Raw genomic sequence first — 22,118 nt, forward strand, 5'->3', positions numbered from 1 at the left:
CCATCATGATCACCTCAAACCTGCCCTTCGATGAGTGGACGGAAACGTTCGGATCAGAGCGCCTCACCGGTGCCTTGCTCGACCGGCTGACCCACCATGTCAGCATCCTGGAGATGAACGGAGAAAGCTATCGTCTGGCACAGAGCAGGGCTCGGCAGAACTCCTAATACGCGGAAAAGATTGGTCCTGACGGACCAAGACGCCTTGGCAACCGCCAGCTATTTGGGAGCGCGTTTGCCAAGGCGTCGGCCACCCAAGCAATGGACGACTTTTGCTCCGCCCCGTGGCAGAATTTTACTCCGCCGTTGACAAAGCATCCGTCATTCTTTCATTAAAATACACAAAATTCGTGAGCAGCCGTTCAGCGACTGATCGTTCATCATCAAGGAAGTTAGAAAGCCATTCCTCCGTATTAAAATCAGAATGAACTGGCCAAACAGAGAACTCCCGGAAATACCGCTCTTTTTCAGAAAGTCGGCTACTTTCAAAATCAATCTGCATCAAACTTTGAAGACTACCTATAGTTGGGTCCTTCCAATTACTGTAGCAATTTGAAGAAACCTGCAACACAACAAAGGTCAAGTGAAGCACAAAAAGTAGCACTCTTCCCATATTTTGTTAGTGCGGCGATGCTGACCCTTTAGATCATCTTGACCCAGCCCCGAAACCGGGCCGTTCAGGTGTAGAATCCGTTCCTGTTTGTTTCTATTGATTGGGTTGCGGTCAAGGCCCGCTGAGTGAAGCCCTTGCGGAGCTCAAGCGAAGCAGGACCGGTGGTATGGTTGAGATTGGCGTAGACGGTCGGAGCCAGTTCGCCAAGCGATGTGTGGTCGTTCTGTGTTGTAATCGATCCTCCAGTTATCAGAATATGACCACCTAATGTCCGCTTCGGGCTGGAGTGTGTGAAAACCCCGACCTATGAGCTCTCTCGTCGTGCTCGTTTCCGGCTCCTGTGCAAAAGCTCTCACAGTACCGCCAGAGAGTGCACATAGACGGTGTTTTCGGCTTATTTCGCCAGACCATCAGAGTTTTCAGACAGCCTCGGCTGCTTCCGACCGTCACTCCGAGATACGCTGGATTGGGGTTATAGTCTCTTGGGTTGGGTGACCAGGTTTGCAACCCCGGTCACCCAGCTCCTGAAATCAGGAGTGTCGGTTTGGTTCTTCTCGCTGCGCCAAACGTTCTTGAAGCCAGTCCAGCACTTCACTCTCAACCCAGCCCACCCGGTTCGGGCCCAGCGGTACCCGCTTTGGGAATTGGCCTGCCTTCTCCAGCCGGGCTATATGTTGCGGTGAGTACAGAACAAGCTCCTTCACCTGACGTTTTGAAAGTATCCTCATCACGAAGTCTCCATGATTGGAGAGCAACGCGATGCCCTCAGGTTTCGACAAGTCTCCCGAGAGATGGTTAGGCTAGTGCAGAAAGTGCGGTTGATTCAACGATCCTGTGCATACCGGAACATTCGGGACCATACGTTCGCAATAAAAAGGGTGTACTAAACGGGGGTCCAAAAAAATACTTCCCCCGCTTTCTATTTAATATCAACAACCTGCAAGAAAATGTGGTGCCCGGGGGCGGAATCGAACCACCGACACGAGGATTTTCAATCCACTGCTCTACCCCTGAGCTACCCGGGCACGGGAACGGCATTGGCCGTTGGGTGGAGGCGTTCTATGACTTGCCACGGACAGTGTCCAGAGGCTTTTTGACATTTTTTCAATGTGGTCCGGGAACGGTGTCTTCCGTTTCAGAAACACCTGTTTCCTCGCCCTCTTCCCGTTGCGACGGGACCGCGTATGATCCGTTCAACCATTTGGCCAAGTCGATATCTGCGCACCGCTTTGAACAAAATGGACGGACCTGGGTTACCGTGTCTTCGCCGCAAATGGGGCAACTCATATCAGCACCTCGGTCAAAGGAATACGCCCACGTTTTCGTTGCAACTCGAAGTGCCCCAACGGGGTCCAGCCGGCGAGTGTTGTTTCAACCGGATCTGCTTTGAAGGCTGCCCGAAGAAACTGTTCGAATCCACGGCGGTCCTTCTTGGGCATCGGGGCAAGGTCCAAGGTGATCTGCCCGCCCAATCCCCGCACGCGCAATGCGCGAGCAAGCTGTTTCGCGCAGGCGAAATTGGCTTTTGTCCCAGCCGCCAGAGAGCTGTCCTTGCCCGTGTTCACGTCGACTGCCACCAAAGCGCGGGTCGCCTCGATGAACAAGTGTCCTCCTCCAGACAGAGGCTCAGTGATACCGCGTGCAGTGTCTAACGCATCCAGGACACCCTGCGCCTCGAACCCGCCTGGTTCGGTGACAATCTCTGCAGGATCGGTCCAGTCTCTCCAGGCTAAAATATGGGGACCATCGCCTTCGGACAGGGTTTCGGGTTCGGTGCCGGAATCGCTCAGAACCTGCTCGGCCAGAGCCCGCATCGCGCCGATGTCCTCGGCAATTTCAATGACATCCGCGCCAGAGCAGCACGAACGCAGGATCAGGCCATACGGGCTGCCTTCCATTTGCTCATGGGCGATCTCCAACAATCGGTCCCGCTCCTCCTCATCGCGAATGCTCCGCGAGATATTGAGGCCGGGCGCGTCCGGCGTCACGATAGCGTAGCGGCTTTTGAACAGGACCCTATCTGTGACTGGCAAAGCCTTTCCCGGCTCTGCAAAGCCCGTCACTTGCACCAGCAACTGAACACCCGGGGCCAGCCCCTTGACCTGCCTTAGAAACGCCGGGCCATCTGGCGTTGTAACGAACATACCGCCCTGCCCTTTGACAGGCCGGTCTGCGCGCGCGCGGTAGATGGTGCCAGGCCGCGGTGTATCGCCGTCGATCAGTAAATCGTCCAGCTTACCGTCAACCATCAGAGCCGCTGCTTCGCGCCCTTCGAGTTGGTCAAGAATGATGGTGCGGCCTTTCATGGCGCCTCTCTATACAATGGATAGCCGATGCCTTGAAGCAGCCCTGCGGTTTCTGAGAGCGGCAACCCAACAATGCCAGTGAACGAGCCCGAAATCCAAGGGATGAAGGCGCTGGCAGGACCTTGAATCGCATAGGCTCCGGCCTTGCCTTGCCAATCATCCGTGGCCAGATAGGCGTTTACTTCGACATCTGACAAGCGCTTGACTTTGACTTGGGATATCACGTCGCGCTGCAGCACTCGATCACCGTGCCGAACAGCGACCGAGGTAACAACCCGGTGCCGACGCCCGGACAAGGCGTGCAGGAACTCGGCAGCTTGTCCGGCGTTTTCCGGTTTGCCCAGAATGCGTCGGCCCAATGCCACTGTCGTATCTGCGCACAAGACGATATCTTCGTCATCCGCTTGAACAGCCTGGACTTTTTCACGCGCAATGCGGTTGCAATAGGGAACCGGCAATTCACCAGTCGCAGGCGTTTCGTCGATGTCCGGGGGGCGGATGGCGTCGGGCTGCACGCCAAGCTGGGCCAGCAGGTCCAGTCGCCTAGGACTGCCCGATCCGAGAATAAACGCCATTGAATCGTGCGTTACTTGAAGCGGTAGTTGATCCGACCTTTTGTCAGATCATACGGGGTCATTTCGACCTGAACTTTGTCGCCAGCCAGAACACGGATGCGGTTCTTGCGCATCTTGCCTGCCGTATGTGCGATGATCTCATGGCCGTTTTCCAGCTCGACCCGAAACGTCGCATTAGGCAGGAGTTCCTTCACGACACCGGGAAATTCGAGCGTATCTTCCTTGGCCATGTTGTCTCCATAATTACGTTGCACCCGCAGAATCTGCGGGGATGTGCGCCTAAATGAGCCTATTTCCGCCTTATTTCAAGGGCCGATTCGCCTAAAGGGAACATATTGTGACTGAATCGACTCGCGGGGTTTGTTCCGCCCAATGGCTTCGGTTCAGCACGTGACCATCGGCGCGGACATCGGCAATTGTTGACAGGTCGACTTCGGCATACGTCCAGCCAGGTTGGTTCAGAACACCTTCGGCCATAACGCCCGTTTGCGGAAAGCCCTTGTCCGGCGGTCCAAAGATGCCGCCCGTCCCGGTGTTCATGTCCACGGCTTCGGACCAGTCATTGGCCCCAACCAGTGACGACATCACCGTAACACATTGATTTTCCAAGGCTCTAGCCATAGCACCGATGCGTACCCGCCAATAGCCTGATAAGGTCTCGGTGCAAGACGGAACAAGAATCAGGTCGGCATCGCTCAGCGCACGGCCGAGTAATGGGAACTCGCTGTCATAGCAAGTCAGCACCCCGATTTTACCCAGCCCCGTGTCAAATATTTTGAGCGGCCCTCCGGGGGCAATGTCCCAGGTCTCGCGCTCGAACCGGGTCATGATCTGTTTATCCTGGTGATCAAATGCGCCAGTCGGAGCGTAGAACGTCGCGCGGTTCACCGGCCGACCCGATCCAGTCAAAACCGGAGCGGATGCGCCCAAAATGTATGTGCTGTAAGTCTCTGCGAGGCGGGTATGCACAATTCGTACATCTTCCATCCGGTCAGAAACCGCCCGGATCGAGCGCTCCAGATCCCCGGCCACGTCAGCTCCGTTGAGGGTCGACAATTCCATCGCGCCGTATTCGGGAAAGACCAATAGCTCGGCTCCCTGCTCTGTGGCTTCTGAAACCCACGCCTCGAGTTTGTCCTCGTACTGCCCCCAGCTGTCGAGCCAGTCGAGATTGTAGGCAGCCGTTGCGAGTTTCATCAAATGTTCCTTGGTCTGATTTGCCGAGACATTAAAAGAGAGCGTCGCAGCGTGTACAGAATAATCAATCTTTCATTAAGGATTGAACGTGAAGTTCCGCTTTGCGCCCAACCCGTGAATTCGGATTTCACGCTGCGAGTGCTCGCAGCAAGAAACTTTCTGCACACGCGCCAATTTTCGTGTCGCGGCGCGGCGGGAAAACCGGCCATTCATGATATACGCAGCAAGAATGAAAGCCCGAATTCACAGGTTGCGGACAAAGGGTGAATTCGTGCCTCGCACTTGAATGGCTGCACCTCACGCATCGCTACTTCGAGTTCCAACAGGGTGGGTCGGAAACCGAGGTGAAGTTCCTGAGGTACGTGAAAGTAGGGGCCGGCTTATCTGGCTCCAAGTTGAATTTGTCTGACAACGCTGGCGACAGGCCTTGGTCGGGAAACATTATGTATTTTGCTTAACCCACGAGATGAGGCGTAGGTTAAGGTTTTGTTGCCGTTTTATGAAGTCTGCCTCAGATGCGTTGTCTCTACGAATGAATTCCAGAAAATCCATATTCGCGGTGTTATCCAGAAATTTGGCCATTTCTTCGGCCGAAACGGATTTCGGCAAGTGCTGAGAACGGCGGTGAGAAAGTCGACCACGGAAGCGGCGGGATGACCCTGCTGCGGGCGGCGTAAAAGTCGTCCATCTTTGCCCTTCTTTTCGTAACGGAGGGGGGCGGGAGGATCTTTTCCGTGGATTTGTATCGTAAAGTTCGTCTGGCCTGTGCCGAGGGCATGAGCCAGCGAGAAGCGGCCCGGCATTTCGGGATATCTCGTGACAGCGTTCGCAAGATTTTGGCGTTTTCGGTCCCGCCCGGCTACCGGCGGTCAGCACCGATCCGGCGGCCCAAGCTGGATGGGTTCACCGGGATCATTGATCAATGGTTGTCGGAAGATCGGCAACGACCGCGCAAACAGCGGCATACGGCCAAGCGGATCTGCGAGCGACTGCGTGATGAGCATGGCTTCGAGGGTGGTTACACCATCATCAAGGATTATGTTCGGGAACATGGTCGACGGCATCGCGAGATGTTCGTACCGCTTAACCATGCACCCGGCCATGCTCAGGCCGACTTCGGCGAAGCAATGGTGGTGATCGGAGGCATTGAGCAGAAGGCTCACTTCTTTGCCTTGGATCTGCCGCATAGCGACGCCTGCTACGTCCGGGCCTATCCGGCGGCGACGGCCGAGGCCTGGATGGACGGGCACGTTCATGCCTTTAGGTTCTTCGGGGCCGTTCCGCAGTCGATCCTGTACGACAACGACCGGTGCCTTGTGGCTAAGATCGAGCCCGACGGAACTCGCAGGCGCGCGCGGCTGTTCAGCGAGATGCTGTCCCACTACGTGATCCGGGACCGCTACGGACGTCCTGGCAAGGGCAACGACAAGGGATCCGTCGAAGGGCTGGTTGGCTATTCCCGGCGCAACTTCATGGTGCCGGTCCCGAACTTCCCCACTTGGGATGCCTTCAACGACTGGCTCGAAGAGCAGTGCCGGAAGCGCCAGCATGACAAGCTGCGCGGGCACAATGAGACGATTGGAGGGCGGCTTCAACGCGACCTGGAGATCATGGCGCCGCTTCCCGCCCGGTCCTTCGAAGCCTGTGACCAGGCAACGGGCCGGGTCAGTTCCTTGTCGCTGCTGCGCTTTAAGACCAACGACTATTCTGTGCCGGTTGCCTACGGCCATCGCGATGTCTGGATCCGCGCCTATGTTGACCGGGTGGTCATCGGATGTGGCGGTGAGGTCATCGCGCGGCATGTTCGCAGCTACGACCGCGAGGACATGGTCTTCGATCCGGTTCATTACCTGCCGCTGATCGAGAAGAAGATTGGCGCTTTTGAGCAGGCGGCTCCTCTGATTGGATGGGAACTGCCCAAGGCATTCACCACCCTTCAGAAGTTGATGGAAGCGCGCATGCTGAAAGCCGGACGGCGCGAATACGTGCAGGTCCTACGGCTACTCGAAAGCTTCGAGATGGAGGAGGTTCATGCTGCCGTGAAGACGGCTCTCCAGATGGGAGCAATCAGCTTTGATGCCGTGAAGCATCTGGTGCTGTGTCGGGTGGAGCGGCGGCCGCCGAGGCTCGATCTGGATGTCTATCCGTATCTGCCACGGGCCAAGGTGGCGACGACGTCACCCTCCAGCTACATGTGCCTGACAACAGGTGCCTCGACATGACGGAGACACCACAGATCCTGCTGAACCACCAACTCAAAAAGCTGAAGCTGCCGACCATCCTGCGGGAATACGACAAGCAGGCCCGGCTCTGCGCTGCCGAAGGGAGAGATCACGTCCAGTTCCTGGCCCGTCTGATCGAGCTCGAACTCATCGACCGGGAACGGCGGATGATCGAGCGCCGGATCAAGGCAGCGCGGTTCCCTGCAACCAAAAGTCTCGACAGCTTCGACTTCACGGCGATCCCAAGCCTCAACAAGATGCAGGTGCTGGAACTGGCGCGCTGTGAATGGATCGACCGCTGCGAAAACGTCATCGCTCTCGGCCCCAGCGGCACTGGTAAGACCCACGTGGCGCTCGGCCTCGGTCTGGCCGCCTGCCAGAAAGGCCTGGCGGTTCGCTTCACAACCGCTGCCGCAATCGTCCACGAGTTGATGGAGGCCCGCGACGAGCGCCAGCTCCTGCGGCTGCAAAAGCAACTGGTGAAACAGAAGCTCCTGATCATCGACGAGCTGGGCTTCGTGCCCCTCAGCAAAACCGGCGCTGAGCTGCTGTTCGAACTGATCTCCCAAAGGTACGAACGCGGCTCCATCATGATCACCTCAAACCTGCCCTTCGATGAGTGGACGGAAACGTTCGGATCAGAGCGCCTCACCGGTGCCTTGCTCGACCGGCTGACCCACCATGTCAGCATCCTGGAGATGAACGGAGAAAGCTATCGTCTGGCACAGAGCAGGGCTCGGCAGAACTCCTAATACGCGGAAAAGATTGGTCCTGACGGACCAAGACGCCTTGGCAACCGCCAGCTATTTGGGAGCGCGTTTGCCAAGGCGTCGGCCACCCAAGCAATGGACGACTTTTGCTCCGCCCCGTGGCAGAATTTTACTCCGCCGTTGACATTTTTTAGCTCATCCACAATGGCTTGTTCGAGCACATCCTCTCTGACAGTCTTCGTCAGGCACCCCTTTCGCTTGCATCGATAATACACCCGTTCTTTCTGTAATTCGGGTACCAATGGGTTGCCGCACTGAGCGCAGCGGAAGAGGCCCTGAAACAAGTGGTTGTGACGTGTTATCTTCGGGCCTGAGCGACCTGTGCGAATGTCCTGGACCCGTTTCCAAATTCTGGTCGAAACTATCGGTTCATGTATTCCCTCGTAGATCTGATCCGTACTCTTGATATAGTTAAGACCGATGTAGAACGGGTTTTGCAGGATATTTCCAAGACCACATAAGGAAAGACGACCCCCGCGCCTGTTTCGCAATCCCCGTCGGTGCATTTCTTCCAGAAGTGCCGTGTATGAATACTGCCGTGATGCATAAAGCTCGAATAGCAGTTTGATCAGCGGAGCGGTTTTTGGGCACGGTATCTTGGGTTTTCCACCACCCTGATCAAGATATCCAGGCGGCGCACCCCAAGGATACAGCCCTTGTTTCAAACGCCCATTCATCCCCTTGATACTCTCTTCCCGGAGATTGAAGATGTAGTCTTCGGCTATGACTGCCTGTAAGTTGGCTGCAAGGCGACCACCTCGCGACCGAAAGTCCAGGCTTTCTGTTGCGAAGAAGATATCAATGCCAATGTTGGGGAGTTCAGAAACCAGCGCCCAATCCCGCAGGTTACGCGCAGAACGGTCAATCTTGTGAATGATGAGCCCCTGAGCGCCGCCAGATTTGAGCAGTTTCAGCATCTGGTTAAAGATTGGTCGGCCGCGTTTTGCAGCCGTTTCTTTCTCTTCAAACCAACGCGTGACCACCAATCCGTTCTGACTCGCAAAAACCGTTATGGCATCCTTTTGCGCTTCGAGTGATACGCCTTCACCTTGTTTCTGCGTGGACACTCGGATGTATCCAAAGCACTGTTTCATAGGTCAGAGTTCGTGTCCTCAGACTCTACCAAATTCTCAGGTTCATGCGAGTCTGACCAACGCCATTTTCCCTCGGCGACAAGCCGTTCGTAGACACGTTGACAAATTTCCAGATGGCGTTGGATGTGTTCGTCTTCAGACATTCACTCATGATAACGGGGCACAGAGAGATGCAAAGCAGGCAGCTTATCGGATCTGATGATATGGTGGATACATCGATGCTGAGAATGCCCGCTGTGGCTCGCCGTCTTTCATCATCCGGATGACGGCGCGGCGATTGGGCTGGTTCTGCAAATCAGCGGCTGTGAACGGTGGCAGAAGCCGCTCAAATAGCGCGGTATCTTGAGATCCAACCCGGAACACCACCATCGTGCCAACGTTCCCCAAGATCGCATCGCGAACGTCCTGGTCGGTCTGAGACAGGTGTTGATGGGCCAAAACCAATCCAAGACCATACTTTCTGGCCTCTGATAGTAATCCAGCAAAGGACTTGGTGGTGAGGTTATGAAACTCGTCAACGTAGAGGAAAAAAGGACGCCGCGCGAGCTCGGGCAGCCCATGCCGTGTAAGGGCCGCATGCATCAGGTTGGCGGTGATCAACCCACCAAGCACATTGGAGATGTCCGCCCCCAGCCTTCCCTTCGCCAGGTTTATGATAAGCACCTGCCCTTCATCCATGAGTGGTCTGAACCTCAGGGGCTCTTTCGGTTCACACAAAGCAACCCGAACGGACTGATGCGCCAGGAATGCGCCCAATTTGTTGGCGACGGGTGACGCCCCATCAGCACTGGATTGGTAGTTCATTGCCGGAAACTCATATTTCCAGAAGAACTGAACCTGGGGGTCTGTGACAGCGTCGATGACTTGCCGCCGAAACCCCTTATAGGTGAACAGTTTCATAATATCGCGCAAATCGGCTGAGGGCTGCTCCAGCAGCGCAAGAATGGCGTAGCGGAGCAGGTGCTCCATACGTGCACCCCAGGCATCTGGCCATTGCTTCTTCAGGGCCTCTATCAAGCCCGATGCGACAAGTGGACGGTAGCGCTCGGAAACACGTTTCAGCGGATTGAACCCATAGGGACAATCGGGATCAGTCACATCCCAATAGATATGTTCTCGGGTTAGCGAATTGTGTAGCGTCTCGGCGAGATCCCCATGGGGATCAATCAGGCAGAACCCGCGCCGATTTGTTGCATCCTGTTGCGCCATGTTCAACAGCAACGTGGATTTGCCGGTACCCGTCTGCCCGATGATGTACTGATGCAGGAGGCGATCCCGCTGGGTCAAACCAAACGGAAACGGGTCTTTGTATCGCTGGTAAGCCAGGCCGAGGATTGTGTGAGACATAGCTGTATTGTCTCCCAGCACCCTCACTCGGGCTAGCAGGCACGATATTGGGTCAGGTGATTTTCGCAGACGTCGCGACTTGAGGGTCTACGTCAACAATCAGGCATCTGTCAGCGCGCTCTCTTTTTCGACCATTTTGAGATCCATGCAGAATTGGAAGGGCTCCAGCCCGTATCGAGGGTTGCAAAGGAAAGAAACACATGTACTACTATGAGCAAAGTCCATGACAGATCTTTCTTCCCTAGGTTATATTCCGTCACTATCGGGAAACAATACATTTAGTAAAATTGAAAAAAATAGCGAAGGAAATGGAGAGAAATTGGAAAAGCTAATTTTCTTTTTTGTTTGCGTTTGCGCAGCAGTCAATCTGACAATAGGTACCGCTTTTGCGATAAATTCGATCAAAATCGCAATGATCACACCAGGCAATAGGCCACCAACATGGGACGAGATCACCCACACATTTTTTGTATTCCTTTTTTTGGCGGGATTTGCCTGTGCAGCTCTACTTTATTTCCCGATATATGTTCGTAATTTTCTGAAAAACCAAAGCCGGGTCAGTTCATATGAAGTAATTATGTTCGCCGCCACAATATACTTACTAGCAACATACACAGTTTTTTTAGCATAATGGAGGCTTTGTTGCACAAATCGGGGTCTGAACGCACTTCCCCTTTCCGCGGACAGACTCATCCTACGGGCTCTGTGATGGGTATGCCAAGAGCGGTGTAGCGGTTGAGCACCGCGATCCGGATCTGTAGCTCAGCGACCTGCCGGTCGAAGTCTCGGGCCATGAGGCCTTGGCCCAGGAGTTTGAGGCAGTGCATCTTCGTCTCTGCGCGACTTCGGCGGTGATAGCCGGTCAACTTTCGCCAGAGTGCCCGTCCAAGATATTTGGACGCCCTGACAGCTTCGTTTCGGGCGATAGCTCCTGCCGTGGTTGGCTTCCAAAGTTGGGCATTCTTGCGTGGCGGGATGATGGCGGCGGCTCCGCGAGCGGCAATCACATTGTGGCAGCTGCGCGTGTCGTAGGCCCCATCAGCGGTGACCGTGGCAATCTCTTGGTCGGGCGGGATTTGGTCCAGCAGGTCGGGCAACATAGGAGCATCGCCGACATTGCTTGTCGTGACGCCAACTGCGCGGATCTCCAGTGTTTCCTCGTCCATACCGAGATGCAGCTTGCGCCAAAGGCGCTTCTTTGGTCCGCCATGCTTACGGGCGTTCCACTCTCCTTCACCCTCCGCTTTGATCCCGGTCGCGTCGAGCAGCAGGTGCAAAGGACCCGTCCCTCCGCGATAGGGGATAGCGACGCTCATCGTCTTCTGGCGGCGGCAAAGAGTGCTGAAGTCTGGCACTTTCCAGTCAAGGCCTGCCAGCCGCAACAAACTTTCGACGAACCCGGTCGTCTGGCGAAGGGGCATGCCGAATAGCACCTTCATCGTGAGGCAAACCTGGATTGCCGCGTCGCTAAACTCGCGCTGACGACCGCGCTTGCCGGTCGACGAAGCGTACCATTCCATCTCAGGATCAAGCCAGATCGATAGCGAACCGCGCTGCTTCAACGCTGTGTTGTACGAAGGCCAGTTCCTGGTCTTGTACTTCGTAGGGGACCAACTGCTCATGCACCGTTGCTACCCCACTGGATTCAAACAGGGAATCCCTCGCCCCATTTGTGCAACAAAGCCCCTATATAACGTAACCTTATGTAGGGCGGTGCCCTGCCTAAATCGCGACACGCAACCCGTGGCCGACGTTTGGCATTCCCACTAATGCGTCGAGCCGCGCCGCATTTTCTTCCGCCGCCCTCCGCACCGGATCATCCGCCAAATGCGCATATCGCATGGTGGTCTGAATTTGACTGTGACCTAGCAACCGCCCAACCATCTGAATCGGCATACCCGAAGATACGGCATTCGAAGCATAGGTGTGGCGCAGGTCATGAATACGGACATCGTGCAGACCGGCCAGCATACGTATACGACGCCATGGCTTTTGTAGATCGGTGGCATAGTGGCCGGGAACAGCTCCGGCAATGACATAGGGGTTGTCAGGAAGCCGTGGCAGCGCGCTCAGAACCGCTCGGGCAGCTTGGGGCAGGGGAATGCGCCGCGCACCTGTCTTGGTGTCTGGAAGCTCCATTCCTGCGTCTGTGATGAAGGACCTTTGCAAGGTTTGGATTTCACCAAGACGACAACCAGTCAGGATCAACAATCGGAACGCGGCAACCACATATGGCGACTCTGACCCATCCCGTACTGCATCGGATAAAACCTGTCCAAGTCGCTGAAGCTCATTCTGGTTCAGAAACCGCTCCCGTTTCTCTTCGCGGTATTTCGGGACATGGCGACAGGGGTTTGACCCGTCAGGGCGCAAGCCCCAGATTTCTGCCAGATTGAACATCTTGGACAACACGCCCAATGTCCGGTTCGCCTGATAGGGTTTGTCCCGGAACTTGTGGTGCAATTCGGAAATATCTTTTCGTTCCACGTCGACTATTTTGAAGCTGCCAATTGCTGGAACGATGAACAGGTCAATAGCCCTGCGATATTCCCATTGGGTGGATGGCTTGCAGCGTTCCTTGACGTGAGTGTCAAAGAACCGCTCACACAAGGCCGCGACCGTAGGCGCGCGGCGATGTAGGGAAATCTCTTCGGCGGGGTTTTCACCTTTCGCCACTTGTCCCATGACCTCCTTTGCCAGCTTTCGGGCTTCATCGACGGTGATCTTGCCGTGTCGACCGATGGAGACGCGCCGTGTCCTGCCGCCCTTTCGGTACTGCGCCTGATAGGTCTTTGCCCCAGAAGGCATGACGCGGACACCGAACCCCGGAATCTGACTATCCCAGACAAAGTAATCTTTCGTCTCAACGGGCAGGGCTTCTACGGCACGTTTGGTTAGTTTGGGCATCCCTCGTCCTCTCTCTGTCATCGCCCCGTGGAAGCATTGTGGAAGCAACTGGAAGCGGTTCATGGCGTAAGAGGTAGGAATTAAGTGCGACGTTCGTCAATAATAAAACAACGATTCCAACAAGATAGGGTAAAGCAGCGTTTTGGGGCGTAGTTGGTGCGGGATGCCGTAAGCTATCTCATAACCTGAAGGTCGTAGGTTCAAATCCTACTCCCGCAACCATTACTGTCGAACAAGCCGCCCCAGGGCGGCTTTGTTCGTTATTTGGGCATCCGATCCCGGATACAGCACCTATTTGCAGGAGTCAGGCGGTGTATAGTAAGCGTCGCATCTGCCCCCCTATTTTGGGTCTTCTCCTAGTTCTGACCAATGCCCATATTGGCGGTGCGCCAATACGAGATCACGAATCTGGGTACTAACGAGGTAATCCTCCCTAAAATTAGTGGTGTTCAAAAGTAGAATTTTCTCGGCAAGATATCTGAGGAGATTTTGAATGAAGAACGGACGATTTAGCGACGCACAGATCATGGCGGTTTTGAAGCAGGCGGAGAGCGGTGTGCCGGTTTCTGAGCTGTGCCGTGAACATGGCATGAGCAGCGCCAGCTTTTACAAATGGCGGGCCAAGTTTGGTGGTATGGACGCGTCTTTGATCGCTGAGATGAAAGATCTGGCCGAGCAGAACCGCCGTCTCAAAAAGATGTATGCCGAGACGAGCATGCAGAATGATTTGCTGAAGGAGGCACTTGGAAAAAAGCGTTAAGGCCGTCTCAGAGGCGAGAGATGACCATGAATGCGGTCACACATCATGGGGTCAGCATCGCGCTGGCCTGCCGAACATTTCAGATCAGCGAGATCTGTTATCGCTATAGCCTCGTCTTGAGGGATGCGAATGAGGAGATTGCCGACTGGCTGGAACGTCTGACGACCAACAAGCGCAACTGGGGTTTTGGGCTATGCTTTCTCTATCTGCGCAACGTGCAGGGCTACGGCTGGAACCATAAACGGGTCTACCGGATCTACTGCGAGTTGGAGCTGAACCTGCGGATCAAGCCCAAGAAACGGCTCAAGCGGGACAAACCGAAGCCTCTAGCGGTGCCTGACAGGCCTGACGAGACTTGGTCGATGGATTTTATGGCAGATCAACTCGCAGACGGCGGGTCGATCCGGACGTTGAATGTGCTGGATGACTTCAATCGTGAAGGCCTGGCCATCGAGGTGGACTTCTCGCTGCCTGCCGAGCGGGTTGTGCGAAGTTTGAACCAGATTATCGAGTGGGGTGGAAAGCCTGCTGCGATACGTGTCGACAATGGCCCGGAATACGTCAGTGGAAAGCTGATGGAATGGGCCGAGAAACGCAATATCCGGCTTGAATACATCCAGCCGGGAAAGCCGCTGCAGAATGCATACATCGAACGCTACAACCGCACCGTTCGAGGCGAATGGCTGGGGCAATTCATCTTTGAAACCATCGAGGAGGCACAAGACCAAGCAACCGAATGGCTCTGGACTTACAACAACGAGCGACCCAACATGGGCATTGGTGGTATGACACCCGCTATGAAAATGAAAACAGCCGTATGAATTCTACGGCTGAACCCCTTTAAAAACGGGGGGATTACCTTCCAACCTGTGCCCGGTGCTCGGATCAAAGAAGTGCATATGAGCTGGCTGCACCGAAAACCGCATGTTCGCATGCTTGCCCTCGATCGGGTGGACCCCGGGCAGACTGATGGTGATCGCAGTCTTGTTCGCCGAGAACTGACCATGCAACAGAGTATTGGCGCCCAGCGGCTCGGATATCTGGATGGAGGCTTCGATCGGGCCGTTGCCGTCCTGCACAAGGTGCTCGGGGCGTATGCCCAGTTTTACAGCGCCATCCGCTACCGTTGCAGGGCCGATTTCGACGTCACCAACCTTCAGCCTGCCATCTTTGCATTCGGCGTCAAAGATGTTCATGGCGGGGCTGCCTATGAACTGGGCTGCGAACAATGTTCGCGGTGTTTCATAGACATCCAACGGCGTTCCGATTTGTTCCGCGACGCCCCCGTTCATCACGATCATCCGGTCGGCCATTGTCATCGCTTCAACCTGATCGTGGGTCACGTAAAGTGATGTGATTCCAAGCTTTTCCTGAAGCTCCCGAATCTCCAGACGCATTTGTACACGCAGTTTGGCGTCGAGGTTCGACAGCGGCTCATCGAACAGAAACACCGCCGGTTCGCGTACAATGGCACGGCCCATGGCGACCCGCTGACGTTGACCACCAGACAGCTGCCTGGGTTTGCGATCCAGCAAAGGCTCAAGCTGCAAGAGTTTCGCGGCTTCAGTCACTTTTTGATCGATCTCGCCCTTAGGCAATCCGGCGATCTTAAGTCCGTAGCCCATGTTCTGACGCACCGACATATGTGGGTAGAGCGCGTAGTTTTGGAACACCATGGCGATATCGCGATCCATGGGTTCTTTTTCATTGGCCCTTTCATCGCCGATCCTGATCTCGCCCGATGTGACGGTTTCCAAGCCTGCGACCATACGCAATAATGTCGATTTTCCGCAACCGGACGGGCCAACGATGACGATGAATTCACCATCCGCAATGTCCACATCAATCCCGTGAATGACGTCCGTGTCGCCAAAACTCTTCTTGACGTTTTGAAGGGTTACTGTTGCCATTTCTTATTTCTCACTATCGACAAGACCACGGACAAAGAGCTTTTGCATCGACACCACCACGATAACCGGTGGGATCATGGCCAGAATGGAGGTCGCCATAATCACGGGCCAATCCGCAACGTCATCGCCCGATGGGAACATTTTCTTGATGCCCATGACGATCGTGTTCATGTCCGGATCGGTGGTGATCAGCAGCGGCCAAAGGTATTGGTTCCAACCGTAGATGAACAGGATGACGAATAGCGCGGCAATGTTCGTGCGGCTCATCGGTACGACGATATCGATGAAGAACTGCATGGGTCGCGCGCCATCAACCCGTGCTGCCTCGGCCAGTTCATCGGGGATGGTCAGGAAGAACTGGCGAAACAGGAATGTTGCCGTGGCCGAGGCGATCAACGGAAAGATCAGGCCAGAATAGCTGTTGAGCATGCCAAACCCGGCGACAACCTCGAAGGTCGGCACAATCCGAACTTCGACGGGCAGCATGAGCGTAATGAAGATCAGCCAGAAGAAGGTTTGTCGCCCTGGGAAACGGAAATAGACGATCGCGAAGGCCGACAAGAGCGAGATGATGATCTTGCCGACAGCAATCCCGATAGCCATGACGAGGCTGTTGAACAGCATGGTCGCGACAGGGACGTTCACACCGGAAAACAGCGCAGCCGAATAGTTTTCCCAAAACCGGTCTCCGGGCCAGATCGGCATGGGCGGAGACGTGATTTCAGGTTGCGAAACTGTCGAGGCGACAAATGCCAGCCAGATCGGAAAGAAGATGACAAGAACGCCAAGGATCATCATCGCATGGGTGAGCCAGATACCGGCACCGCGCTTTTCGACCATTCCGTGTTGTTGGGACGCCATCAGTAGTGCACCCTCTTTTCAACGTATTTGAACTGGATCACCGTCAGCAGGCCAACCACAATCAACAGAATAACGGATTGTGCGGAAGACGATCCAAGGTCCTGGCCCACAAACCCATCTGAAAAAACTTTATACACGAGGATAGTTGTGGCCTGCTGCGGTCCGCCGCCGGTGATCGTGTGGATCACGCCAAATGTTTCGAAGAATGCATAGACCACGTTGACGACAAGCAGGAAGAAGGCTGTGGGAGATAGCAGCGGAAGGACGATAGTGAAAAATCGTCGCCAGAAATGTGCACCATCAATCGCGGCAGCTTCGATCACGGATTTCGGTACCGATTGCAGGGCGGCGAAAAAGAACAGGAAGTTATAGCTGATGCGGCCCCAGGCAGATGCAACCACGACCAACCCCATTGCCTCGGTCCCATTCAGCACATGATTCCAGTCGTAGCCCAACTGGCTTAGGTACCAGGACACAACACCAACACGGGTGTTGAACATGAACAGCCAAAGCACACCTGCAACGGCAGGGGCAACGGCGTAGGGCCAGATCAAAAGCGTTCGATAGGCGCCAGAACCCTTGATCAAACGGTCTGCGATGACCGCCAGAAACAGGGCAGGGATCATCGAGCAGAGCGTAACGAGGGTCGAGAAAATCGCGGTTGTGACAAAGGACGCGCGGTAGAACTTGTCACTGAGGAGGAACTCGAAGTTGCCGAGACCAACGAATTGTGAAGACAAGCCGAAAGGATCAGGAATGAACAGAGATTGCCAGATGGCCTGCGCCGCAGGGTAGAAAAAGAAGACAGCCGAAATGATAACCTGCGGTGCAATCAGCAACAGCGGCAAAAGCCAACCGCGAAATGTGACGCGTTTTTCCATCTCGGTAACCCACCCAAAAGAAGATGTGGGCCGCTAAGGGCCCACATCGATTTCCACGTTATTGATTGGCAGATTCGAAACGGCGCAACAGGGCGTCGCCGCGTTCCTTGGCGCTGTCCATCGCTTCCTGGGCAGTCTTGTCACCAGCCCAGACGGCTTCCAGCTCTTCATCGATGATGCCGCGAATCTGGTCGAACGATCCAAGGCGCAAACCTTTCGAGTTTGCGGTAGGTTCCTTGGCCGTCATCTGGATCACGGCGATGTCTGTGCCCGGGTTCTCATCATAAAAACCAGCCGCTCGGGTCGCATCGCCAGCTTCTGATGTGATTGGTAGGTACCCGGTGTTCTGGTGCCATGCCGCCTGCACATCTGATGACGACAGGAAGCTCAGGAACTCGCCAACGCCTTTGTATTCATCAGCTTCATGACCTTCCATCACCCACAGGGATGCACCGCCGATAATGGTGTTCTGGGGCTCGCTGGCGACGGCCTCCCAATACGGAAGCGGACGCACGTCGAATTCAAACTCGGCCTCCGAACTGATGCCAGCATAACCAGCCGAGCTTTCGGTGAAGAGGGCGCATTCGCCCGCCCGGAAGTTCGCACCACCTTCATTTCTGCGGCCGGTGTAGATGAACTTGCCGTCTTTGGCCCAATCCCCCATGGCGGTCAGGTGTGCCACCTGAGCGGGGCCGTTCAGCATCAGCTCGGTATCAAGGCCAGCAAACCCGTTGTCCTGAGACGCAAACGGAACGTCGTGATAAGCTGAGAAATTCTCCAAGTGGATCCAGCTTTGCCAAGCGGTTACAAGTGGGCACTCTTCCCCGCCAGCCTTGAGTTGATCAAGTACGGCCCCGACATTTTCCCAGGTCGACAGATCAGTGTCAGGATCTACACCCGCCGCTGTCATCGCATCACGATTGACCCACAATACGGGCGTCGAGGAGTTGAAAGGCAGCGAAAGCATATCGCCGTCCGTCGTGGTGTAGTACCCTTTCACAGAGCCGATATAGGCGTCCGGGTCGAATGAAGCGCCACTTTCGGCCATCACCTCATAAACCGGTCTGACCGCGCCTGCGGCGGACATCATTGTTGCGGTTCCGACTTCGAACACCATCAGGATATGGGGCTGTTCGCTGGCGCGAAACGCGGCGATACCAGCATTCAATGTCTCAGAATAGTTACCCTTGTGGCTTTCCACTACGACATAGTCGCTCTGGCTGGCGTTGAATTCCTCAACCTGTGCCGTCACCAGTTCGCCCAAGCGCCCTGTAAAGGCGTGCCAGAACTGAACTTCGGTCTGCGCCAATGCCGCCACTGGCGACAACACAGTGGTTACGGCCAATGCGCCGAGTAGATTCTTAGTCATGGTTCCTCCCATGCATCATTTTTGATGCGTCAGTTAACACCGTGCGCATCGCGTACACGGTGGACTTGATACTTTTACGACGTTACCGCCGGAAAATCATAATTCAAGTTTTGATTATTGGGCTGGAACATAACATTGCATTATACTGTGGTGAAATGCGGCGGCCGACAGGACAGGGAATGCGACAAACACTGAGAGTCAGGCAGCTTGAGGCACTTATGGCTGTGACAGTTAACGGTTCTATGACGGCCGCCGCTGCGGACCTTGGTATCAGTCAGCCAGCTGTAAGTCGTCTTCTGGCCGATCTTGAGAAAACCCTTGGTTTTCAGCTTTTTGATCGCCGTGATGGCCGGTTGGTCCCTTCGCAAGAGGTGCGTTTTCTACAGCCCAGCGTCGAACGTGTTCTGGAGTTGATGACTCAGATATCCGATGTCAGCCAGGATATCACCCAACGAAAAGCCGGCCATATTCGCGTCGCCTGCCTTCCGGGATTTGCCACAAGCCACATGCCAAGGGTCATCGCAAACTTTCTGAAAGACCGGCCCGGCGTGACCATGACCATCGAACCGGACAGACCAGAGCGTATCCTGGAATGGATGATCGGCGAGCAATACGATTTTGGTGTCACCGATGGGTTTAACGGACATCCCGCAGTCGAAAGCAGGGATGTGAACGTCCGAACCGTATGCGTGTTTCAGGCCGGGCATCCTCTGGAAAAAGTCGCGGAAGTTACGCCAGCCGATTTGGCGCATGAGAAGATCATTCACACACGGCGCGACAGCGATTTCTTTATTCGGCTGTCTAAGACGTTTCAAAACGCCGAAGTCCCGCTCAATTCTCACATTGAGGTGCGCCAATTCACAGCAGCTTGCGAATTGGTGGTTCAGGGGGTTGGTGTTTCAATCGTCAGCGAACTGGATGCCGTCAAATATGTAGATCTGGGATTGAGCTACCGCCCCTTCCAGCCCTTCCAGCCGCATACCTTATCACTGGTTCGTCCGGTTCTGAAACAACCTTCCTTGGTAACGCTGGAGTTCATCGAACAATTCAGCGACAGTCTGCGCCCCTTCATGGTCCAGGACGGGGATGCAAAATAGACCGTTGGTTCACGCACTGATTTGGCAGGTGCCCCCCGCCGCGTGCCACCCAATTGAAAGGCTCTGCTTTACTCGACCCAGAGAATGGTATCAAATTGATCCGGTAAGTCATCACAGGCTCAACGCTCGCGATGTTTTCCGGCTCTGCGTCACATGTCTGTTGTCAAAAGCATCCAGAAATCGCGTCGACCAACAACTCTGAAAGGTGCCAAATGCCCCATACCCGTCGTTCCCCTATTTCGCGCCGTCAGTTTCTTGCAACAACCGCAACCGGCGCGGCCGTAATTGCCCTGCATCCATACTCTGCTTCTGCGGCGAGCAATCAGGCGCATCTGCGGATCATGGAAACCACGGACATTCATGTTCACGTGTTCCCATATGACTATTATGCGGACAAACCGCGTGACACTGTTGGCCTGTCTCGGGCTGCGTCGATCATTAATGAGATCCGGTCAGAAGCAACCAATTCGCTGTTGGTCGACAATGGCGATTTCCTGCAGGGCAACCCGATGGGCGACTACATCGCTTACGAACGTGGTATGAATGAAGGCGACAGCCACCCGATCATTACCGCATTCAACACCATCGGCTACGATGCGGCCACTTTGGGGAACCACGAATTCAACTACGGTCTGAGCTTCCTGGAAAAGTCGCTGGCAGGGGCCGAGTTCCCTGTTGTGCTGGCGAATATTGCCAAGGAAAAGGGCGGGACTCCGCGCGAAGACAAAACCTTGGTCAAGCCTTATGCAATCCTCGAGCGTGAGATCGAATTGGGCGATGGCTCCAAGCACCCGATCAAGATCGGCGTCATCGGATTTACACCTCCTCAGATCATGAACTGGGACCGTAAGCATCTGGAAGGCAATGTCGAAGCGCGCGACATTGTCGAAACCGCCAAAGCCTATGTACCGGAAATGCAAGAGCAGGGCTGTGATCTGATCATTGCCTTGTCGCATTCGGGGATCGGAGATGCAGACCATGCGGACGGGATGGAAAATGCGTCGGTTGTGCTGGCAGGTGTTGAGGGCATCGATGCACTGGTGACTGGGCACAACCATTTGGTGTTCCCGTCACCTACTTTTGCGGATCTTCCTGGCATCGACGTCGACAAAGGCACATTGATGGGCAAACCAGCCGTCATGGGCGGATTTTGGGGATCGCATCTGGGATTGTTGGATTTGTTGCTGGAACGAGATGGCAATGCGTGGCGCGTGGTCACAACCACGTCCGAGGCGCGCCCAATCTCGCAGCGTAATGAGGACCGGTCGGTCACAGCGCTGGTCGGAGACGACCAAACAGTACTGGATTCAGTGACCACTGATCACGAAGAAACACTGGCATATGTTCGCCGTGCGGTCGGTAAAACCTCCGCCCCGTTGCACAGCTATTTCGCACTTGTTGCAGATGATCCATCTGTACAAATCGTGTCCATCGCCCAAAAATGGTACATCGAAGAGATGCTGAAAGGCACCGAACATGAGGGTTTGCCGATCCTGTCGGCGGCAGCCCCTTTCAAGGCCGGAGGTCGGGGAGGTCCGGATTATTACACCGACGTACCGGTCGGTGATGTCGCCATCAAGAACGTGGCAGACCTGTATCTTTATCCCAACACAGTGCGCGCTGTGCGTGTGTCTGGCGCACAAGTGCGCGGCTGGCTGGAACGTTCGGCTGGAATGTTCAATCAGATCGAAGCGGGTTCAAAAGATGCCATCCTGCTGAACCCATCCTTCCCGTCGTACAATTTCGACGTCATGGATGGCGTCACCTATCAGATCGACCTTTCTCAACCCTCACGGTTTGGCCCGGATGGCGAAGATCTCAACCCCGATGCGGCGCGTATCGTCAACCTCGCGTTCGACGGCGCGCCAGTGACGGATGACATGGAATTCATCATCGCGACCAACAACTATCGCGCGTCCGGTGGGGGCTCATTCCCCGGAGCAAAAGGCGATACCGTGGTGTTTGAAGCTCCGGACACCAATCGCGACGTCATTGTGCGCTACATTGTCGAGCAGGGGACGATTGATCCAAAGGCCGACGGCAACTGGTCTTTTGCACCGCTTGAGGACACCACTGTCTTGTTTGAGACTGGCCCGAGCGCCCGCGGATACATGAGCGATGTCAATGGCATATCGATTGAGGATGCCGGCGACGGAGCGGACGGTTTTGCGGCATTCCGCATCAAGCTTTAGAAACGCTTATCTGGCGCG

22 protein-coding genes and 2 tRNA genes are annotated in these 22,118 nt (G+C 55.1%); 8 read left to right on the forward strand and 16 right to left on the reverse strand.

What is annotated here, in order from left to right; all coding sequences use genetic code 11:
* Positions 1-167, forward strand: a 167-nt coding sequence (locus D9K61_RS03185) for an ATP-binding protein (RefSeq protein WP_162946719.1), incomplete at its 5' end; no start/stop codon positions are given.
* Between the two features lie 127 nt (positions 168-294).
* Here the strand turns inward: D9K61_RS03185 and D9K61_RS03190 are convergent.
* The 8 genes from D9K61_RS03190 to D9K61_RS03225 form a co-directional block, all read right to left on the reverse strand.
* On the reverse strand, positions 295-501 hold the full coding sequence (locus D9K61_RS03190) for a hypothetical protein (protein WP_120631819.1): 207 nt from the start codon (positions 499-501) through the stop codon (positions 295-297).
* Positions 502-1,142: 641 nt separating this feature from the next.
* On the reverse strand, positions 1,143-1,340 hold the full coding sequence (locus D9K61_RS03195) for an AlpA family transcriptional regulator (protein ID WP_120632080.1): 198 nt from the start codon (positions 1,338-1,340) through the stop codon (positions 1,143-1,145).
* Between the two features lie 222 nt (positions 1,341-1,562).
* Positions 1,563-1,637, reverse strand: a tRNA-Phe gene (locus tag D9K61_RS03200).
* Positions 1,638-1,716: 79 nt separating this feature from the next.
* Positions 1,717-1,899, reverse strand: a complete 183-nt coding sequence (locus D9K61_RS03205) for a DNA gyrase inhibitor YacG (protein ID WP_120631820.1) — start codon at positions 1,897-1,899, stop codon at positions 1,717-1,719.
* Positions 1,896-2,918, reverse strand: a complete 1,023-nt coding sequence (locus D9K61_RS03210; protein ID WP_120631821.1) for a ribonuclease E/G — start codon at positions 2,916-2,918, stop codon at positions 1,896-1,898. The genes D9K61_RS03205 and D9K61_RS03210 overlap by 4 nt, the downstream gene beginning before the upstream one ends.
* Entirely contained in the window at positions 2,915-3,493 is a 579-nt protein-coding gene (locus tag D9K61_RS03215; protein WP_120631822.1) for a nucleoside triphosphate pyrophosphatase, read from the reverse strand. The genes D9K61_RS03210 and D9K61_RS03215 overlap by 4 nt, the downstream gene beginning before the upstream one ends.
* An 11-nt stretch (positions 3,494-3,504) precedes the next feature.
* Entirely contained in the window at positions 3,505-3,723 is a 219-nt protein-coding gene (gene infA / locus D9K61_RS03220) for a translation initiation factor IF-1 (RefSeq protein WP_005978431.1), read from the reverse strand.
* 91 nt (positions 3,724-3,814) lie between these two features.
* The gene (locus tag D9K61_RS03225) at positions 3,815-4,690 is read right to left on the reverse strand and encodes a carbon-nitrogen hydrolase family protein (RefSeq protein ID WP_120631823.1); all 876 of its coding nucleotides are present in this window, start codon (positions 4,688-4,690) and stop codon (positions 3,815-3,817) included.
* A gap of 776 nt (positions 4,691-5,466) precedes the next feature.
* Here D9K61_RS03225 and istA point away from each other — a divergent pair.
* Positions 5,467-6,912, forward strand: a complete 1,446-nt coding sequence (istA, locus tag D9K61_RS03230) for an IS21 family transposase (protein ID WP_254055669.1) — start codon at positions 5,467-5,469, stop codon at positions 6,910-6,912.
* A complete protein-coding gene (gene istB, locus D9K61_RS03235; RefSeq protein ID WP_120631352.1) occupies positions 6,909-7,664 on the forward strand; it encodes an IS21-like element helper ATPase IstB in 756 nt (251 codons plus the stop codon). Before istA ends, istB begins: the two co-directional genes overlap by 4 nt.
* Here istB and D9K61_RS03240 read toward each other — a convergent pair.
* Positions 7,661-8,776, reverse strand: a complete 1,116-nt coding sequence (locus D9K61_RS03240; protein WP_120631825.1) for a recombinase family protein — start codon at positions 8,774-8,776, stop codon at positions 7,661-7,663. The two genes, istB and D9K61_RS03240, sit on opposite strands and share 4 nt — an antisense overlap.
* A gap of 186 nt (positions 8,777-8,962) precedes the next feature.
* Complete coding sequence (locus D9K61_RS03245; protein ID WP_254055663.1) at positions 8,963-10,144, reverse strand: type IV secretory system conjugative DNA transfer family protein; 1,182 nt, start codon at positions 10,142-10,144, stop codon at positions 8,963-8,965.
* Between the two features lie 202 nt (positions 10,145-10,346).
* Here D9K61_RS03245 and D9K61_RS26790 point away from each other — a divergent pair, with 202 nt between their 5' ends.
* Complete coding sequence (locus D9K61_RS26790) at positions 10,347-10,754, forward strand: hypothetical protein (protein WP_162946721.1); 408 nt, start codon at positions 10,347-10,349, stop codon at positions 10,752-10,754.
* 58 nt (positions 10,755-10,812) lie between these two features.
* On the opposite strand, the gene D9K61_RS03250 is transcribed toward D9K61_RS26790, so the two are convergent.
* Both D9K61_RS03250 and D9K61_RS03255 read right to left on the reverse strand, forming a co-directional pair.
* The gene (locus D9K61_RS03250; protein WP_120631827.1) at positions 10,813-11,745 is read right to left on the reverse strand and encodes an IS5 family transposase; all 933 of its coding nucleotides are present in this window, start codon (positions 11,743-11,745) and stop codon (positions 10,813-10,815) included.
* Positions 11,746-11,845: 100 nt separating this feature from the next.
* Entirely contained in the window at positions 11,846-13,030 is a 1,185-nt protein-coding gene (locus D9K61_RS03255; RefSeq protein WP_120631828.1) for a site-specific integrase, read from the reverse strand.
* A gap of 157 nt (positions 13,031-13,187) precedes the next feature.
* Here D9K61_RS03255 and D9K61_RS03260 point away from each other — a divergent pair.
* Positions 13,188-13,252, forward strand: a tRNA-OTHER gene (locus tag D9K61_RS03260).
* A gap of 271 nt (positions 13,253-13,523) precedes the next feature.
* Positions 13,524-14,611, forward strand: a protein-coding gene (locus D9K61_RS03265) for an IS3 family transposase (RefSeq protein ID WP_120631829.1) whose coding sequence is annotated in 2 segments (ribosomal slippage) — positions 13,524-13,785 and positions 13,785-14,611 — 1,089 coding nt in all. Because the reading frame shifts where the segments join, the coding sequence is not laid out codon by codon here.
* Between the two features lie 3 nt (positions 14,612-14,614).
* Here the strand turns inward: D9K61_RS03265 and D9K61_RS03270 are convergent.
* Genes D9K61_RS03270 through ugpB form a run of 4 tightly spaced genes read right to left on the reverse strand, consistent with a single transcriptional unit; the run spans position 14,615 to position 18,811 of the window.
* Positions 14,615-15,700 (reverse strand): sn-glycerol-3-phosphate import ATP-binding protein UgpC, encoded by a 1,086-nt coding sequence (locus D9K61_RS03270; protein ID WP_120631830.1) that lies wholly within the window; start codon positions 15,698-15,700, stop codon positions 14,615-14,617.
* Positions 15,701-15,703: 3 nt separating this feature from the next.
* Complete coding sequence (gene ugpE, locus D9K61_RS03275; protein WP_120632081.1) at positions 15,704-16,540, reverse strand: sn-glycerol-3-phosphate ABC transporter permease UgpE; 837 nt, start codon at positions 16,538-16,540, stop codon at positions 15,704-15,706.
* A 20-nt stretch (positions 16,541-16,560) separates the two neighbouring features.
* The gene (ugpA, locus tag D9K61_RS03280) at positions 16,561-17,442 is read right to left on the reverse strand and encodes a sn-glycerol-3-phosphate ABC transporter permease UgpA (protein WP_120631831.1); all 882 of its coding nucleotides are present in this window, start codon (positions 17,440-17,442) and stop codon (positions 16,561-16,563) included.
* 58 nt (positions 17,443-17,500) lie between these two features.
* Positions 17,501-18,811, reverse strand: coding sequence for a sn-glycerol-3-phosphate ABC transporter substrate-binding protein UgpB (gene ugpB, locus D9K61_RS03285; RefSeq protein ID WP_120631832.1), 1,311 nt, complete (start codon positions 18,809-18,811; stop codon positions 17,501-17,503).
* A gap of 179 nt (positions 18,812-18,990) precedes the next feature.
* On the opposite strand from ugpB, the gene D9K61_RS03290 reads away from it, so the two are divergent.
* Positions 18,991-19,908, forward strand: a complete 918-nt coding sequence (locus D9K61_RS03290; protein ID WP_120632082.1) for a LysR substrate-binding domain-containing protein — start codon at positions 18,991-18,993, stop codon at positions 19,906-19,908.
* 212 nt (positions 19,909-20,120) lie between these two features.
* Positions 20,121-22,100, forward strand: a complete 1,980-nt coding sequence (locus tag D9K61_RS03295) for a bifunctional 2',3'-cyclic-nucleotide 2'-phosphodiesterase/3'-nucleotidase (RefSeq protein ID WP_120632083.1) — start codon at positions 20,121-20,123, stop codon at positions 22,098-22,100.
* Positions 22,101-22,118 lie beyond the last annotated feature (18 nt).

Source organism: Ruegeria sp. EL01 (assembly GCF_900313035.1).
Taxonomy (GTDB): Bacteria; Pseudomonadota; Alphaproteobacteria; order Rhodobacterales; family Rhodobacteraceae; genus Ruegeria.